Origin of the sequence: Streptomyces sp. NPDC059696 (assembly GCF_042733745.1) — a bacterium.
Classification (GTDB): Bacteria; Actinomycetota; Actinomycetes; order Streptomycetales; family Streptomycetaceae; genus Streptomyces.
The window spans coordinates 109,608-125,925 of sequence record NZ_JBHWFG010000026.1; the positions used below are offsets into that span (position 1 = coordinate 109,608).

General features: G+C 72.9%; 14 protein-coding genes. 6 read left to right on the forward strand and 8 right to left on the reverse strand.

Annotation, left to right across the window (positions count from 1 at the left end):
- Positions 1–208: 208 nt before the first annotated feature.
- From ACFV20_RS26280 to ACFV20_RS26310, 7 genes are all read right to left on the reverse strand, one after another.
- Positions 209–1,801, reverse strand: a complete 1,593-nt coding sequence (locus ACFV20_RS26280; RefSeq protein WP_385660280.1) for a dipeptide ABC transporter ATP-binding protein — start codon at positions 1,799–1,801, stop codon at positions 209–211.
- Positions 1,798–2,796 (reverse strand): ABC transporter permease, encoded by a 999-nt coding sequence (locus tag ACFV20_RS26285; RefSeq protein WP_385660282.1) that lies wholly within the window; start codon positions 2,794–2,796, stop codon positions 1,798–1,800. Before ACFV20_RS26285 ends, ACFV20_RS26280 begins: the two co-directional genes overlap by 4 nt.
- The gene (locus ACFV20_RS26290) at positions 2,793–3,803 is read right to left on the reverse strand and encodes an ABC transporter permease (RefSeq protein ID WP_385660284.1); all 1,011 of its coding nucleotides are present in this window, start codon (positions 3,801–3,803) and stop codon (positions 2,793–2,795) included. The genes ACFV20_RS26285 and ACFV20_RS26290 overlap by 4 nt, the downstream gene beginning before the upstream one ends.
- Before the next feature lie 4 nt (positions 3,804–3,807).
- On the reverse strand, positions 3,808–5,526 hold the full coding sequence (locus tag ACFV20_RS26295) for an ABC transporter substrate-binding protein (protein WP_385660286.1): 1,719 nt from the start codon (positions 5,524–5,526) through the stop codon (positions 3,808–3,810).
- Between the two features lie 168 nt (positions 5,527–5,694).
- Positions 5,695–5,787 (reverse strand): Ms4533A family Cys-rich leader peptide, encoded by a 93-nt coding sequence (locus ACFV20_RS26300; RefSeq protein WP_332836563.1) that lies wholly within the window; start codon positions 5,785–5,787, stop codon positions 5,695–5,697.
- Positions 5,788–5,855: 68 nt separating this feature from the next.
- Complete coding sequence (locus ACFV20_RS26305; protein ID WP_385660289.1) at positions 5,856–7,454, reverse strand: DUF3152 domain-containing protein; 1,599 nt, start codon at positions 7,452–7,454, stop codon at positions 5,856–5,858.
- 8 nt (positions 7,455–7,462) lie between these two features.
- Positions 7,463–8,509, reverse strand: a complete 1,047-nt coding sequence (locus ACFV20_RS26310; protein ID WP_385660291.1) for an alpha/beta fold hydrolase — start codon at positions 8,507–8,509, stop codon at positions 7,463–7,465.
- A 255-nt stretch (positions 8,510–8,764) separates the two neighbouring features.
- Between ACFV20_RS26310 and ACFV20_RS26315 the strand changes: the two genes are divergently transcribed.
- The 4 genes from ACFV20_RS26315 to ACFV20_RS26330 all read left to right on the forward strand — a co-directional run bounded on the left by ACFV20_RS26315 (position 8,765) and on the right by ACFV20_RS26330 (position 10,976).
- On the forward strand, positions 8,765–8,989 hold the full coding sequence (locus tag ACFV20_RS26315; RefSeq protein WP_385660293.1) for a hypothetical protein: 225 nt from the start codon (positions 8,765–8,767) through the stop codon (positions 8,987–8,989).
- Between the two features lie 207 nt (positions 8,990–9,196).
- Positions 9,197–9,844 carry a TetR/AcrR family transcriptional regulator gene (locus ACFV20_RS26320; RefSeq protein WP_381441230.1) on the forward strand — a complete coding sequence of 216 codons (648 nt, stop codon included), beginning with the start codon at positions 9,197–9,199 and terminating at the stop codon, positions 9,842–9,844.
- Positions 9,845–9,993: 149 nt separating this feature from the next.
- Entirely contained in the window at positions 9,994–10,221 is a 228-nt protein-coding gene (locus ACFV20_RS26325) for a DUF3107 domain-containing protein (RefSeq protein ID WP_030854792.1), read from the forward strand.
- A 485-nt stretch (positions 10,222–10,706) separates the two neighbouring features.
- On the forward strand, positions 10,707–10,976 hold the full coding sequence (locus tag ACFV20_RS26330; RefSeq protein ID WP_385660296.1) for a hypothetical protein: 270 nt from the start codon (positions 10,707–10,709) through the stop codon (positions 10,974–10,976).
- A 51-nt stretch (positions 10,977–11,027) separates the two neighbouring features.
- Here ACFV20_RS26330 and ACFV20_RS26335 read toward each other — a convergent pair whose 3' ends face one another.
- Entirely contained in the window at positions 11,028–11,777 is a 750-nt protein-coding gene (locus ACFV20_RS26335; protein ID WP_385660298.1) for a ferritin-like fold-containing protein, read from the reverse strand.
- Positions 11,778–12,252: 475 nt separating this feature from the next.
- On the opposite strand from ACFV20_RS26335, the gene ACFV20_RS26340 reads away from it, so the two are divergent.
- A complete protein-coding gene (locus ACFV20_RS26340; protein ID WP_385660300.1) occupies positions 12,253–14,997 on the forward strand; it encodes a DEAD/DEAH box helicase in 2,745 nt (914 codons plus the stop codon).
- 325 nt (positions 14,998–15,322) lie between these two features.
- On the forward strand, positions 15,323–16,222 hold the full coding sequence (locus tag ACFV20_RS26345; protein WP_385660302.1) for an alpha/beta fold hydrolase: 900 nt from the start codon (positions 15,323–15,325) through the stop codon (positions 16,220–16,222).
- Positions 16,223–16,318: the final 96 nt, after the last annotated feature.

Genomic DNA, 16,318 nt, shown 5'->3' on the forward strand with positions numbered 1-16,318 from the left:
GGGGGGCTGGTGGGGCCGGGCGGTGGGTCGGCATGTACTTTGGGCTCTTGGGGGGGGGGGCCGCGGTTGTGGCCCCCCCCCCCCCACCAAAAGGGGTGAACGGTCGTAACTTTCCCGTGCGGGTCGCGTTCTGTCGCGCTAGGAGATCAAGCGGACACGGATCGTCACCCGGCGGTCACCTCCCGATGCCGGGCGCGCGAGCGCGGTGTCAGGCCGCGGCCACCTCCCGGCGCTGTGCCCGGCGTCGCGCGGCGGCCTGCGGATCGAGCGCCGGTACGGCGGCCAGCAGCTGTCTGGTGTAGGGGTCGCGGGGCGACTCGTACACCTCCCCGACGGGCCCTTCCTCCACGATCCGGCCGCGCCGCATCACGGCGACCCGGTCGCTGACCTGGCGGACGACGGCCAGGTCGTGGGCGACGAAGACCAGGGCGAGCCCGAGTTCGCGCTGCAACTCCCCCAGCAGGTCGACCACGTGGGCCTGGGTGGTGACGTCGAGGGCCGAGACCGGCTCGTCGCAGACGATGACCCGCGGGTCGGCCGCGAGGGCCCGGGCGATGCCGACCCGCTGGCGCTGCCCGCCGCTGAACTCATGGGGGTAGCGGTCGTGGTGGGCCGCTTCGAGCCCCACGCGTTCCAGCAGTTCGCCCACGCGCTCCCGGATGCGCCCCTCGTTCCGCTCGCCCCGTGCGCGCAGCGGGTCGGCGATGGACTCGCCCACGCCGCGGCGGGGGTTGAGGGAGGAGACCGGGTCCTGGAAGACCATCTGCACGGCCGGGTTCACCCCGGTGTGGGCGCGGCCCTCGAAGCTGAGCGATCCCGCCGTCGGCTCCAGCAGCCCGACGAGCATGCGCCCGAGGGTCGTCTTGCCGCTGCCGCTCTCGCCGACGATCCCGAGGGTCTCGCCGCGGCGCAGGGTCAGCGACACGTCGTCCACGGCGGTGGACGCCCGTTTCCCGCGCCCGAACTCCCGTCGCAGGCCGGTCGCCTCCAGGACGATCTCCTCGGGGGCCGCCGGGGCCTTGCGGGGCGCGTCCAGCCGGGGAACCGCGGCGAGCAGCTCCCGGGTGTACGGCTGGGCCGGGGAGCCGAGCACATCGGCGACCGGGCCGTGTTCGACCGCCCGGCCGTGCCGCATCACCAGCACCTCGTCGACGCTCTCGGCGGCGACGCCCACGTCGTGCGTGACGAGCAGCAGGCCCATGCCGGTCTCCTCGCGCAGCGTGTGCAGCAGGTCCAGGACCTGGGCCTGGATGGTCACGTCGAGGGCGGTCGTCGGCTCGTCGGCGATCAGCAGCCGGGGTTCGCAGGCGAGGGCCATGGCGATCAGGGCGCGCTGGCGCATGCCGCCGCTGAACTCGTGCGGGCGGGACCGGGACCGCCGGGCCGCGTCCGGGATGCCCACCCGGTCGAGGACCTGCACGGCACGCGCGCGTGCCGCACGCCGGGACACGCGCGCGTGCACCCGGTACACCTCGGCGATCTGGTCGCCGATCGCGTAGTACGGGTCGAGGGAGGACAGCGGGTCCTGGAACACCATGGCGGCCGATCCGCCGCGCAGTCGCCGCAGTTCCTCGTCGGAGGCGCGCTGCACATCGGTGCCGGCCACCTCGACCGTGCCCTCGACGCGGGCGCCGGTGCCGCGGTGCAGGCCCAGCAGCGCGGACGCCACCGTCGACTTGCCGGAGCCGGACTCGCCGACCAGGGCCAGGGCGGCGCCCTCCGCCAGGCTGAAGGAGAGGCCGTCGACGGCACGCAGCGTGCCGAACTCCACACGCAGGCCCGTCACATCGACCAGGCTCATGCCAGCACCACCCGTCGGTCGGCCACCGCGTACAGGACGTCCGCGACGGCGTTGGCGAGGACCACGAAGAATCCGATGACCAGGACCATGCCGACCACGACCGGCAGGTCGACGACATCGACGGCATGGACGAGTTCCTGTCCGATGCCGGGCAGGCCGAACAGCGTCTCGGTGAGCACCGCGCCGCCGATCGCCGAGCCGACGTTGTTGGCGTTCAGCGCGATGACCGGCGCGAACGCCCCGCGCAGTGCGTGCCGTCCGACGATCGACCGCTCGCCCACCCCGTAGGCACGGAAGGTGCGGATGTGGTCCTCGGCGAGCGTCTCCAGCATCGAGGCGCGGGTCAGCCGGGCGAACGCGGCGGCCTCGATGAGGGCGAGCGACAGCCAGGGCAGCAGCAGGTTCCACGCCCACTGTTCGGGGTCGTCGGTGAGGGCGACGTACTGCGGGAAGGGCAGCAGCCGCAGTTCCCCGCAGACGACGATCATCAGCACCAGGCCGATGACGAAGACCGGGGTGGCCGTGCCGGCGAGGGTGAGGCCGGTCAGGACCCGCTCGGAGAGCCGGCCGCGCCGCCAGGCGGAGAGCACGCCGGTGCCGACCCCGAGGATCAGCCAGAGCACCATCGCGCCGGCCACCAGGGACAGACTGACCGGGAGCTTCGCCCAGATCAGCTGCGTGACCTGCTGGTCGCTCTGGTAGGACAGGCCGAGGCAGGGCGCGGAGCAGTGCTGCACGGACGTGCCGGTCGAGTAGTCCTGGCCGGCGACGAGGCCCTGGAGGAAGTGCCCGTAGCGCACGAACAAGGGGTCGTCGAGGTTCAGCTGCCGGGCCACCTGATGCACCTGTTCCGGTGAGCAGCGCGGGCCGCAGGTGATCTGGGCGACGTTGCCGGGGGTGGCGTAGAAGACGACGTAGACGATCACCGAGATGGCGAGCAGGGTGACGGCGGCGCCGAGGGTGCGGCGCAGGACGAATCCGGTGAAGCCGTTCATGCCGTGCCTCCCCCGGTCGCCCTGGCCTCCCGCCTGCGCCCCGTCCCGACGCGCAGCCGGGAGGCCGCGCGGGGGTCGAGGGCGGTGCGAACGCCGTCGCCGAGGACCGTGAGGGCGAGCACCGTGACGAACAGGGCGCCCGCGGGCAGCAGCAGGTACTGCGGGGCGGCCTGGTACCAGACGTCGGCGGCGGTGAGCATCTGTCCCCAGGAGGGTGTCGGCGGTTTCACGCCCACGCCGAGGAAGGACAGCGCGGCCTCGACGGTGATGTTCGTCGGGACGAGCAGCGCGGCGTAGGTGATGACGGGTGCGGCGATGCCGGGCAGGAGTTCACGCCGGGCGATGCTCCAGGTGCCCCAGCCGCTGAGCCGGGCCGCGGAGACGTGGTCGAGTTCCTTGAGGGTGAGGGTCTGCGCGCGCACGATCCGGGCGATGTTGCCCCACCCGATCAGGCCGATGACGAGCGCGACGAGCACGGGCCGCGGGAAGCTCGACGGCACGATCGCGAGCAGCGCCAGCGACATGATCATGAGCGGCATGGCGACGATGACGTCCGTGAACCGGCTGAGCAGTTGATCGACCCATCGCCGCCCGAGCGCGGCCGCGACCCCCAGGGTGACGCCGAGGGCGACCTGGAGGACGGTCGCGGCCAGGGCGACGCCCAGCGACACGCGCGCGCCGTACACCAGCCGCGCGAACAGGTCGCGGCCGGTCTGGGGCTCGACGCCGAACCAGTGGTCGGCGCTCGCTCCGCCGAGGGGCCCGACGGGCACGCCGCCGCGCGCGGAGTCCACGAGCGAGGGGTGGTAGGTGGTCGGGTCCTGGCCCTCGACGGCGGTGAGCAGCGGCGCGGCGAGCGCGACCAGGACGAGCAGCGCGACGACTGCGGCCGCGACGAGGGCGGCGCGCTGCGTGCGCAGCCGCCGCCAGAACTGACGGGCCCCCGAGGCGGCCGGGACGGAAGGTTCCGTCACGGCCGCCTCGGCGGCGAGAAGTGCCTCACTCACGGCGTCACTTCACCGCGACCTGCGAGATGTCCAGTACGCCGGTCCAGTCGCTGATCACGACGTTCTTGACGTCCTTGCCGACCAGTCGCTTGTAGACGGGGTGGAACAGCGGCACCGTCAGCGCCTTCTCCCCGATCTTCCGGTCCAGCGCACCCCACCTCTTGGCGGCCTGGTCGAGATCCGTCAGCTTGTTGATCGCGTCGATCTCGTCGTTGACCGACGGGTCGTTCAGCTGACCGGTGTTGAAGTTGGCGCCGTCCTCGACGATCTGCCGGCCGTCGAAGATCGGGGCGAGGAACGGACCGCCGGAGGGCCAGTCGGCACCCCAGTGGGCGAGGAAGAAGCCGGGCTCGGACTTCACGTCGTGGATCTTGTCGGAGTAGTCGTTCTCCTCCAGGCCCTGGAGCTTGACGGTGATGCCGGCCTTCTTGAGGGCGTCCTGGACGGCGGTCGCGATCTCGGGGCTGGTCTCGAAGTCCTTGGCGTTGGAGTGCGTCAGCGTGACGGTGAGGCCCTTGGCGTACCCGGCCTCCTTCAGCAGCTCTTTGGCCTTGGCCGGGTCGCCGGCCTTGCCCGCGGCGAAGTGGTCGTAGGGCGTGTACCCGAAGGACTTCTGGTCCGGCAGGAAGGTGGTGGCGGGCTCGGCCAGGGCGGAACCGCCCGCGGCGTTCACCACGGACGACCGGTCGATGGCGTACGAGATGGCCTGCCGCACCTTGACGTCGTCGAACGGCTTGGTCTTCGGGTTGAACGCGATGTAGTTGGTGTAGCCGAAGTGCCCGGTGCCGACGCGCGAGGCCAGGTCCTTGTCACCGGTGACCTTGGCCAGCTCGGCCGGGCCGAGGTTGGTGTCCGTGGTGACCGCGGCGGCGTCCGCTCCCTGGGACGCCGACAGGCGCTGGTTGATCACGGACGAGTCGAGCCCGGACCGCACGTCGATCTTGTCCGGATACGCCTTGCGCTCGGCGTCGGTCGCGGCGGACCAGTGCGGGTTGCGCTCCAGGACCAGCCGTTCACCGTCGTTGTCGTTGCGCACGACCTTGTACGGCCCGGAGGAGACCGGGTGCTCCTCGTACGTGGTGCCGGTGTCCTTGCTCTTCGGGACGGGCGTGAACTGCGTCTGTGTGGCGAGGTAGGGGAACTCGCCCTCGGGCTTGTTCAGATGGAAGACGAGGGTCCGCTCGTCCGGCGTCTCGATCGCGTCGAGGCCCTTCTTGTCCTTGTACGGGCCCTGGTAGTCGGCGGCCCCGACCAGCCAGTCCCGCAGGTACGGGGCGCCGCCCGACAGCTCGGGGGCGAAGGAGCGCTCGATGCCGTACTTGATGTCGGCGGAGGTGATCGGGCTGCCGTCCTCGTACGTCAGGCCCTTCTTCAGGGTGTACGTCCATACGGTCGCGTCCTTGTTGGGACGCCCGGTGTCGGTGGCGAGGTCGGGGACGACCTTCGTACCGGCGGCGCCGTTCTCGCGGTTGCGGGTGGTGAGCGTACGGAAGACCAGGGAGGGGACGTTGCCGCCACCGGAGGTGTAGAGGCGGGCCGGGTCGAAGTCCTGCTGGGGGTTGGCGTTCAGCACGGTGAGCGTGCCGCCCCTGTGAGGCGTGGAGTCACCGCCGGCGCCCTTGGCATCGTTGTCCTCCGGCCCGCAGGCGGCGGCACCCGCTGCCAGGACCAGGCTGACGGATGCCGCGGCCACGCGGCGCGCTCTGACGGACGGTTGGCGCATCGGAATGACGACCTCTCGGAAGGCGTCCCGGACCACGATTTCTCGTATCGCGAGACGAAAAGACGAAGGGTGAGACGGAAGAAGACAGACGTCTGCCCGGCGCCGAGTCGTCGGGAGAGCCGTGACCGGGTCACGGGGAGAGGGAGCGACGCGCGCCGGGGGCGGGCGTCAGCAACAGTGAATGTCGGCCACGCAGAGCGGGGTCACGCCGATGAGCGCCAGCTCGATGGCGGCGCGAACGGAGACGTGACGGGACGACATGCCCAGAAATATGATCGAACTTTCCGAGCATGTCAACGCGAGCCGCGCCACATCTTGTGGGGCGCCTGTCAACTCCCGGGATAGGGCCAGGCGTTGGGGCGGCAGTGGACGCCGTCGTGGTCGAGGAACTTGGTCTGCTGCTGCATGACCGGGGCCAGGTCGCCGTCCTTGTCGCAGGTGACATGGTTGTAGCCGAGGCGGTGGCCGACCTCGTGGTTGATGAGCATCTGCCGGTAGGCGTGGATCTTGGCGTCGCCGTAGGTCTCCGAGCCCTGGGCCCACCGGTAGGCGTTGATCATCACGCGCTCGGTCGCGGCCGAGTCGCAGGAGACGTTGTCCTCGGTGGTGTCCAGACCCGACTTGGCACACCAGTCGGCGGTCGTGCCGGGGCTCGCCAGGGTGATCACGAAGTCGGGCTCGCCGGAGTGGATCCGCTCGAAGGTGCGCGCGCCGTTGTGGGCCCAGCTCCGCCGGTCGTTGAGGGTCTTCTGCACGGCCTCGGCGAACAGGGCGCCGTCCAGTCCGAGCCCCTGCTCCACGTCCACGCGGTAGGTGAACTTCTGCCCGGCGCCCGGCGCCTTGGCGATGCCGGGGACGGCGTCGAACTTCCCGGAGCCCTTCAGGGTGGCGCCCAGCGGGTAGATCCTGCCCATCTTCTCGTCGTACGTCAGCGGCGCGGCCTCGGGGGCGGGCGCCCTGCCGTCCGCGCGGGACGCGGGGTCGCGGACGTCGCGGGCCTGGTCGGTGGCGGACTGGGACTGCACGCCGGCGTCGCCGCCGGTGTCGTCGGCGACCTGTCCGGCGACGATGACGGCCAGCACCGTGGTGACGGCCGCGGCGGCGATGCCGGTGAAGGTACGGCCCTTGCCGCCCCTGCCCAGCGCGGGCGTGCCGGTGGGCCCCGCGTCGTCGTGGCCGGACCCGGAGTCGGCGGGAGTGCCGACGGTCCAGTCCGAGACGGAGGCGTAGGCGTCCGCGGCGTGCGCGGAGGCGGGCGTACGGGGCGCGAAGACGTCGTCCTCCTCGTCCACGAAGGCGTCGATGTAGTCCTGCCGCGGCCCGGGCACGGATGCCCGGCGCTGCCGCGGTATGGGCACAGCGCCCTTGGCGGTCCCCCTGCCGTCCTCCTTCAACTCACCCCAGCCGCCCCCGGCTTCCCGCTGCTCCGGGTGCCCACCACGCGCGTGCGGAAAACCGTGCGCGGGGGTGCCGTCCGGCAACCGGGGAACGCCCTGCGCGGGCGTCCCGTCCGGGAACCGCGGCACGCCCCGGGCCGGCGTGCCGTCGGGCAGGCGCGGTGTGCCGCGTACGGGCGTGCCGTCGGGCAGGCGCGGTGTGCCGCGTACGGGCGTGCCGTCGGGCAGGCGTGGGAGGCCGTGGGCGGGAGTGCCGTCCGGGTGCCAGCCGTCGGGCAGGCGTGGCAAGCCGTGCGATGGTGTCCCCTGGGCGGGCGCGGGCCGCGGCCCCGGTACCCGGCGCGGGGTCTGCGACGGCCAGCCGCCCTGCGGGGCGCCGGGCGGTGCGGTCCCGGCTCTCCGGCCGGCGTCCGGCGCCTGACCCTGGCCCGGCCTCGGGCCCTCCGCGGGGCCGGCCCGGCCGTCCCGTGCTGCGGTCGTGTCCGCGGTGTCGCCCTTGACGACCGGTCCGCGGCGGCTGTGGCGTCCCACGTCGCGCCTCAGCCCCCCATGCTCTCGTCTGTGCCCGATGCGCCCACGGCCTCGCCCCGGGCGTCCGCAGCGCCGGCCCGCCTCGCCCGCCGTGTGCCCGACTCGCCCGCGTGGTCGAGGAGTTCACGAAAAGCCGTGGCCACGGTCTCCGGATACTCCATCATCGCCACATGGCCCGCATCGGGCAATGTCACGAGCCGGGAGTCACGGAAGGCACGGGCCGCCTTCTGGGCCATGCGGAAGCCGACGAGCTGGTCACGGCCGCCGTAGACGAGCAGGGTCGGGGCGAGGACCCGTTCCGCCTGGCGCCACAGTCCCTGCTGTCCGCCCAGTGTGTAGGCGTTGACGATCCCGCGCGCGGAGCGAGCCGTCGCGTCCCAGAAGTACGGCAGCCGCTGCCGCCGCTCCATTTCCTCCACGGCGTTGCGGAACCCTTCCGCCGACACCCGCCCGGGATCCCCGTAACACAGCGCCATCACGCCACGGACCCGCTGTTCCGCCGTCCACCCCCGGGTGAGCCGGGTGAAGAGCAGGGCGACGCCCGGCACCGCCAGCAGCCCCGTGGGCACGGCGGTGCGCTGCACTCGGATTTCCGGCAGGGCGGGCGACACAAGCGTGAGCGTACGGACCAAATCGGGCCGAACCGCGGCGACACGGGTGGTGATGGCGCCACCGAGCGAGTTCCCGAACAGGTGCACGGGACCGCGTCCGGAGGCGTCGAGGTGACGGATGACCGCGCGCGCGTGGGCCGTGACGGAGTAGTTGCCGTCGTCCGGGGGCGGGGAGTCGCCGAAGCCGGGCAGGTCGAGGGCCTCGCAGTCGACGGTGGCGTCCAGCAGGGCCATCAGCGCCGACCAGTTCTGCGAGGAGCCGCCGAGTCCGTGGACGAACAGCGCGGGAGGCAGTCCGTCGCGCGCCGACGGCCGCGACCGCACCGTGAGTGTGACACCGGGCAGCTCGACCGACCTCAGCCGCTCGCCCTCCGCGACCCGGACGGTCCCCACCTTCGGCAGCACATTGGCGGGCGGCACGAACGGCAGCTCGGTCGAAGACATGCGGCAATGTTACGAGACGATCACGCAGTGACTCATGTGTTCGCCTGTGTTCGCCGTCACAGGAACGGTCGGGTTGAGGCCCCGCGGAAGTCGGCACCCGGGCACGGATGGGTAGCAGTCAGAGGGATCAGCACTGCGTCACGCCCCGGACGCGGATCGCATAGCGTCCGGATCGGGTGTCTCCTAGGCTCGTACAGAGGGCACCCGCGTGTGGCCCCTGCATTCCCAGGGACGTTCGTAGGAAGGGAGCCCAGCATGGCCGTAGACCCCACCGACCCGGAGACGTTCGAGGCCGAGGACGCGCCGGAGGTGCAGGAGCTCGACGTCGAGGCGCCCGAGGTCGACGCGGTCGAGCAGCAGGCGGACCTCGCGCCGGACCGCGACGACCCGCTGACCGGCGTCGACCCGGACCGGGCCAACGAGGCGGACCTCGTGGAGCAGGCCCGGATCGTCTCGCTCGACGAGGACGACTACCGGTGACGCTCGCCGCCGACGGATGCCGAGCCACTCCCCCGGACGGGAAGGGGGCAGATTTTTGCCCGCTCTGACCGGGTTTGAAACCTTCGCAACCGCTTTCGCATCCGTCCGGTCCGTGAAATTCTGCGCTCTCACCGCGCACACCACGGTTACCGAAAAGTACGATGGCGGCGCGGCCAGATCCGCACGTGGACGACTATGGGAGGCGGCGTGACAGCCATCGAGCAGACAGAGGCGGTTCGCCCGCGGGGCACACGCCTGCCGCGCCGTGCCCGACGGAACCAGCTCCTGGGTGCCGCCCAGGAGGTCTTCGTGGCCCAGGGCTATCACGCGGCGGCGATGGACGACATCGCCGAGCGGGCCGGCGTCAGCAAGCCGGTGCTCTACCAGCACTTCCCGGGCAAGCTCGACCTGTACCTCGCACTGCTGGACCAGCACTGCGAGTCGCTCATCCAGTCCGTGCGCAACGCGCTCGCGTCGACCACCGACAACAAGCAGCGCGTCCGGGCGACCATGGACGCCTACTTCGCGTACGTCGAGGACGACGGCGGTGCCTTCCGTCTGGTCTTCGAGTCGGACCTGACCAACGAGCCCGCCGTGCGCGAGCGCGTCGACAAGGTCACGAACGAGTGCGCGGAGGCGATCTGCGACGTCATCGCCGAGGACACCGGCCTGTCCCGGGCGGAGTCGATGCTGCTCGCCTCGGGCATGGGCGGCCTCGCCCAGGTGGTGGCCCGGTCCTGGCTGCACAGCGACCGCAGCGTGCCGCGCGACCAGGCGGTGCAGCTGCTCACCTCGCTGGCCTGGCGCGGCATCGCGGGCTTCCCGCTGCACGGCACCGACCAGCCGCAGCACTGACGGCATCACCACGGACGGCACTTTGTTCCCGCCCGATGTTCGCTCGTGGCGTTCTCGGGCGGAGCATGTACGTCCCCTCACCGGGCTAATGTGTGCTGCGTACGGCGCGGAAGGTCGCGCACATCACTGACCGTCGGAGGGACAAAGCCGTGGAGGTCAAGATCGGCGTGCAGCACGCGCCCCGCGAGATCGTTCTGGAGAGCGGTCAGACTGCCGAGGAGGTCGAGCGCGTGGTCGCCGAGGCACTGGCCGGGAAGTCGCAGCTGCTGAGCCTCGTGGACGAGCACGGCCGCAAGCTCCTCGTCCCGGCCGACCGTCTCGCCTACGTCGAGATCGGTGAGCCGGCCCCGCGCAAGGTGGGTTTCGGCGCGCTGTAGGCGCACGCGTGGAGCGGGGCGGGACGGCTGTCGGCCGACCCGCCCCGCTCGCGTTACCCCCGGTCCGCGTGCCACACCCGGGTTGCGTTGCCCTCCGCTGTGAGTCGCCACCCGATCTGCCGTGCCCCCACCCGGTTCGCGTCGCCACCCGGTTTGCCGTGCCACACCCGGTTCGTGTCGCCACCCGATCTGCCGTGCCACACCCGGCTCGCGTCGCCACCCGGTTCGTGTCGCCACCCGGTTTGCGTCGCCACCCGGTTTGCGTCGTCCTCCCACGGACACCCCTTCCGCGTGGCCCTCGGCGTCCTCGCCCGCGTTCCGCGTGGGCTCCGCCGCCCCTCGTCCTCGGCCGTCCCTTGCGGCGCACCGGTTCCTCCACGGATGGAGCACAAGTCGCCCACCGGGGTGGATTGGATTTCGCAGGTCAGGGGTAAGACGGGCTACGACCGATTTGGGCAGGCCGGCCACGTGGGAGGGACCCCGACATGCTCCTGGAAGCATTGAGCTCCGCGATCCTCGGCCTGGCTCTGGCATGGGCGGCCGCACACCGCCTGCCGCACCGTCTCCCGGCCCGCTCCCTGGTGCTGTCGACCGGCGTCGCCGGCGCCCTCTTCGGCGCCTTCGTCATGCACAGCGCTCTGGACGCCGGGCACGTTCTGGTCGTCCTGCTCGGCGCGGTGATCGTCTCGGTGGCCTCGCTGTCGCTGCTGCTGCGCCCCGCGGGAAGACTGCGCCGCCGGTCGGCGACCGCGTGAGGGGTCGCCGATGGTGGCGTCGCCGGTGAGGACGCAGGTCGGCCGAAGGGACTAGGCGGCCAGCCCCAGAGCGGCCATCCGCTTGGTGTGGGCCTCGGTGATCCGGGAGAACATCTTGCCGACCTCGGCGAGGTCGAAGCCGTCCGCGACCCCGCCCACCAGCATGGTCGACAGCGCGTCGCGGTCGGCGACCACCCGCTGGGACTGCGACAGGGCCTCGCCCATCAGCCGCCGCGCCCACAGCGCCAGCCGCCCGCCCACGCGCGGGTCGGCGTCGATCGCGGCCCGGACCTTTTCCACGGCGAAGCCGCCGTGCCCGGTGTCGTCCAGCACGGCCAGCACCAGGTCGCGGGAGTCGGAGTCCAGCCGGGCGGCGACCTCCCGGTAGAAGTCGCTGGCGATGGAGTCGCCCACGTAGGCCTTGACGAGGCCCTCCAGCCAGTCCGACGGGGCCGTCTGCTTGTGGAAGCCGTCGTACGCGGCGACGAACGGCTCCATCGCCCGCGTCGGCTCCTCCCCGATCTCGGCGAGCCGGTCGCGCAGCCTCTCGAAGTGGTGGAACTCCGCCGACGCCATCTTCGCCAGCTCCGCCTTGTCCGCCAGCGTCGGCGCCAGCTTGGCGTCCTCCGCGAGCCGCTCGAACGCCGCCAGTTCCCCGTAGGCGAGCGCACCGAGCAGGTCCACGACCGCGGCGCGGTACTGCGGGTCGGCGGAGGCCGTCGCCCAGTCCCGGGCGGCGACTGAGGCGGTTTCGGCGGGGGCGGTGTCCGAGGCGTTCTCAGGCTTGTCAGAGCTCGTCATGAAGCGCACAATAACCCGCTTCCCGGGGGGCGTAAGGCCCTGGTCAATCACTGTGACGACGACTACGTGACCGAATCGGCCATCGCATGTGCGCGATTCCGGGGTATGGTGGTAATGCGCCTGCTGGTACGTCGACGTACCTCGACAGGCCGCACGTATGAGGATGCCCGGTCGGTGGCCCGATCGGCTCCGACCCGACAGCCCTCCCCGGCCGTCCGCCACAGTGCGTACGAGACCCGGAGGGGGACACCCTCAGCGGCACGAGCGCTAGAGCGTCGGCGCGGTCCCGTGCTCTACGGCCCGCCCGTAGGCAGCCGACGTCCCCGGCACGGTCTGACACGACCCCGCGCTCGCCTCGCGCCGCCCACACAGAAGAGGCAGCACCCTGACTACGTTCCGAGAGCTCGGAATCCTCCCCGAGACCGCCGAGGCCCTGGAAGCCGTCGGCATCACCACTCCCTTCCCCATCCAGGAGATGACGCTCCCCGTGGCCCTGTCGGGCACGGACGTCATCGGCCAGGCCAAGACCGGCACCGGCAAGACGCTGGGCTTCGGCCTCCCGCTCGTCGAGCGCGTCACCGTCCCCGCCGACGTCGAGGCCGGGCGCGCCGAGCCCGAGGCCCTCACCGAGGCCCCGCAGGCGCTCGTCGTCGTGCCCACGCGCGAGCTGTGCACGCAGGTCACCAACGACCTGCTGACCGCGGGCAAGGTGCGCAACGTCCGCGTCCTCGCCATCTACGGCGGCCGGGCCTACGAGCCCCAGGTCGAGGCTCTCAAGAAGGGCGTCGACGTGGTCGTCGGCACCCCGGGCCGGCTGCTCGACCTCGCCGGCCAGAAGAAGCTGAACCTGAAGCACGTCAAGTGCCTGGTCCTCGACGAGGCCGACGAGATGCTCGACCTGGGCTTCCTGCCCGACGTCGAGAAGATCATCAACATGCTGCCGGTGCGCCGCCAGACGATGCTGTTCTCGGCCACGATGCCGGGCGCGGTCATCGGCCTGGCCCGCCGCTACATGTCGCAGCCGACGCACATCCGGGCCACGGCTCCGGACGACGCGGGCGCGACGGTCGCGAACACCAAGCAGTACATCTACCGCGCGCACAACATGGACAAGCCCGAGATGGTCGCGCGCATCCTCCAGGCCGAGGGCCGCGGGCTGGCCATGGTTTTCTGCCGCACCAAGCGCACGGCCGCCGACCTCGCGGACCAGCTCAAGCAGCGCGGTTTCGCCTCCGGCGCGGTCCACGGCGACCTCGGCCAGGGCGCCCGTGAGCAGGCGCTGCGCGCGTTCCGCAACGGCAAGGTGGACGTGCTCGTCTGCACCGACGTCGCCGCCCGCGGCATCGACGTCGAGGGCGTCACGCACGTCATCAACTACCAGTCGCCGGAAGAGGAGAAGACGTACCTGCACCGCATCGGCCGTACGGGCCGGGCGGGCGCGAAGGGTACGGCGATCACCCTGGTCGACTGGGACGACATCCCGCGCTGGCAGCTGATCAACAAGGCGCTGGAGCTCGACTTCAACGACCCGCCGGAGACGTACTCCACGTCCCCGCACCTCTTCTCCGACCTGGGCATCCCCGAGGGCACGAAGGGCATCCTTCCGCGCTCGGAGCGCACCCGCGCCGGGCTGGACGCGGAGGAACTGGAGGACCTGGGCGAGCCAGGCGGACGCGGACCGCGCGGCCGAGGCGGCCGAGGCGGCCGTGGCGACCGGGACGAGTCCCGGCCGGCCGACCGCGAGGGGTCGTCGCGTACGCCGCGTCGTCGCCGCCGCACGCGCGGCGGGGCTGCCGTGGAGGGGGCTCCCGAGCCCGCCGCCACCACCGCCCCGGCCGGCACGGCGGCCGACGGTGCCGCCGAGGCGGACGCCGTGACGGCTCCGCGCACCCCGCGTCGTCGCCGCCGCACCCGCGGCGGGGCCCCGTCCCAGCCGGCTCCGGTCGCGGCGGCCGGGTCGCCCGTGTCCGAGCAGGCGGAGTCCGCCGTCGCGACGGCGGAGGGTCCGGTCGCGGAGGCCGCCGAGGCGGCGACGAAGCCGCGCCGACGCCGTACGCGCCGTGCGGAGAACCCGGCGGTGCAGAGCACGGCTGCGGAGACTGCGGCGGCGGAGACGGAGGCCGCGGTGACGCCGTCGGCCGCGGAGCCGACGGTCGTCGCGGAGGCTCCGGCCGCCGTCGCCGAGGCTCCGGCCGCCGTCGAGGCCGCGCAGCCCGAGGCTCCCGCCGCCAAGCCCCGTCGCCGCACCCGCAAGGCCACGGCGCCGTCCGCGGCCGAGTCAGCACTCGACACGGCCGAGGGCACCACCGCGTCCGCCCCGGAGCCGACGGAGCCGAAGCCGCGGCGCACCCGCAAGGCCGCCGCGGCCGCGGAGAACGCCGCCGACACGGCCGAGGCGACCGAAGCCAAGCCGCGCCGCACCCGTAAGACGGCGGCGGCCGCGGAGACCGCCACGGACACCGCCGAGGCGGCCGAGGCGGCCGAGGCGGCCGAGGCCAAGCCTAGGCGTACGCGGAAGGCGACGGCCGCGGCGGAAGCCGCCGTCGACACGGCGGAGGCCGCCGAGGCCAAGCCGCGCCGCCGCACCCGCAAGGCCGCCGAGCCCGCCGCCACGGCCGAGGCCGCGGAGGTCGCGGAGGTCGCGGAGACCAAGCCGCGCCGGACGCGGAAGACCGCCGCCGCGGCCGAGGCCGCCGTCGACACCGCCGAGGGCACGCAGGCCACGCCGCGTCGCCGCACCCGCAAGGCCGCCGAGCCCGCGGCGGCCGTCGTCGAGATCCCGGCCCAGACGGCTCAGGAGCCGGAGGCCGCGGAGGCCAAGCCGCGGCGGACGCGGAAGACCGCCGCTGCCGCCCCGGAAACGGATGCTGAGGTGGCCGAGGCCAAGCCGCGCCGCACCCGCAAGACGGCCACCGCGGCCCCGGACGCGGAGGCCGCCGAGGCCAAGCCGCGCCGCACGCGGAAGACCGCCGCCGCGGCCGAGGCCGCCGTCGACACCGCCGAGGGCACGGGGGCCACGCCGCGCCGCCGCACCCGCAAGGCCGCGGAGCCGACGGAGATCCCCGCCCAGGCGGATCAGGAGCCGGAGGCCGCCAAGCCGCGCCGCACGCGCAAGGCCACGGCCGCGACGGCTGCCACCGCCGAGGACACGGCGGAGGCGAAGCCCAGGGCGCGCCGCACCCGCAAGGCCACGGCCACCGCGGAGCCCACGGAGGGCTGACACGCTCCTCCACGACGGCCCGGCCCCCACACGGGGAGCCGGGCCGTCGCCGTTCACCCGGACACCGAGCCCCCACCACCAGGCCACCGCCACAGCTCGGACACCAACCCGACTACGGCCCGCCCGCCCCCGGGAAGCCCGGCCACCGGCATCTCACCCGCACATGGAACCGCGCCCAGGGCGTCTCACCCGGGGCATGCAGCCGCGCCCCGCGTGCCTCATCCACCCATGCAGCCGCGCCCAGTGCATCTCACCCGCACATGAACCCGTCGCCGCCGGCGCTCACCCGAAGAACGAGCCCGCCCCCACCCGCTACCCTCGCCCCGTGACCAGCCACCCCGCCTTCCCCCCGCCCCCGGGCGCCCGTGCCTACCCCCTGCGCACGGCTCGCGGTGAGTTCGCCGTGGTCGACTCGGTGCCGAAGCCCGGTGTACAGGGCAGGGGGGTCGTCCTGATGCTGCCCGGGTTCACGGGGAGCAAGGAGGACTTCGGGCTGTTGCACGAGCCGCTCGCGGAGCGGGGCTACCGGGTCGTCGCCGTGGACGGGCGGGGACAGCACGAGTCGGCCGGGCCCCCGGACGACGAGACGGCCTACGCCCAGCGGGAGCTGGCCCGGGACGTGCTCGCGCAGGCCGAGGCGCTGGGCGGGCCGGTGCACCTCGTGGGGCACTCGCTCGGCGGGCAGATCGCCCGTGCGGCCGTGCTGCTCGACCACACCCCTTTCCTGTCGTTCACCCTGGTCTCGTCCGGCCCGGCGGAGATCTCAGTCTCCCAGCAGCAGCGCGTGAAGTTGCTGCGGGACGCGCTCGCCGTGCTGTCGATGACGGAGGTGTGGGAGGCCATCCAGGCCATGGGCCCGCCGGAGGAAGTGGGCGGACCTGCCCGCGGCCTCGGCGACCAGAACCAGCTGCGCCGCCGCTGGCTGGGCCACAGTCCCGCCCAACTGCTGGCGACGGGGCGTCAGTTGTGCACGGAGCCGGACCGCGTGGGCGAACTCGCCGCCGTGCCGCTGCCGTTCCACGTACTGTCGGGTGAGCGCGACGACACCTGGCCGGTGGCGATCCTCGACGACATGGCCCGGCGGCTGGGCGCTCACCGCACGATCGTCACCGGAGCCGAGCACTCCCCCAACGCCGACCAGCCCCTGCCGACGGCCCATGCCCTCGCGGACTTCTGGGACAGCCTCGGACCGCACCGGGGCCCGGCAGCTCCCGGGACGGCCTAGTTGTACTGCCCAGCCAGGTTGGTCGAGTTTGTGCGACGACACGGTCTGAATCTGTGAGAGGACGAAGGCCTCCGGTTGTGGAGTGGAGCTGTCGAG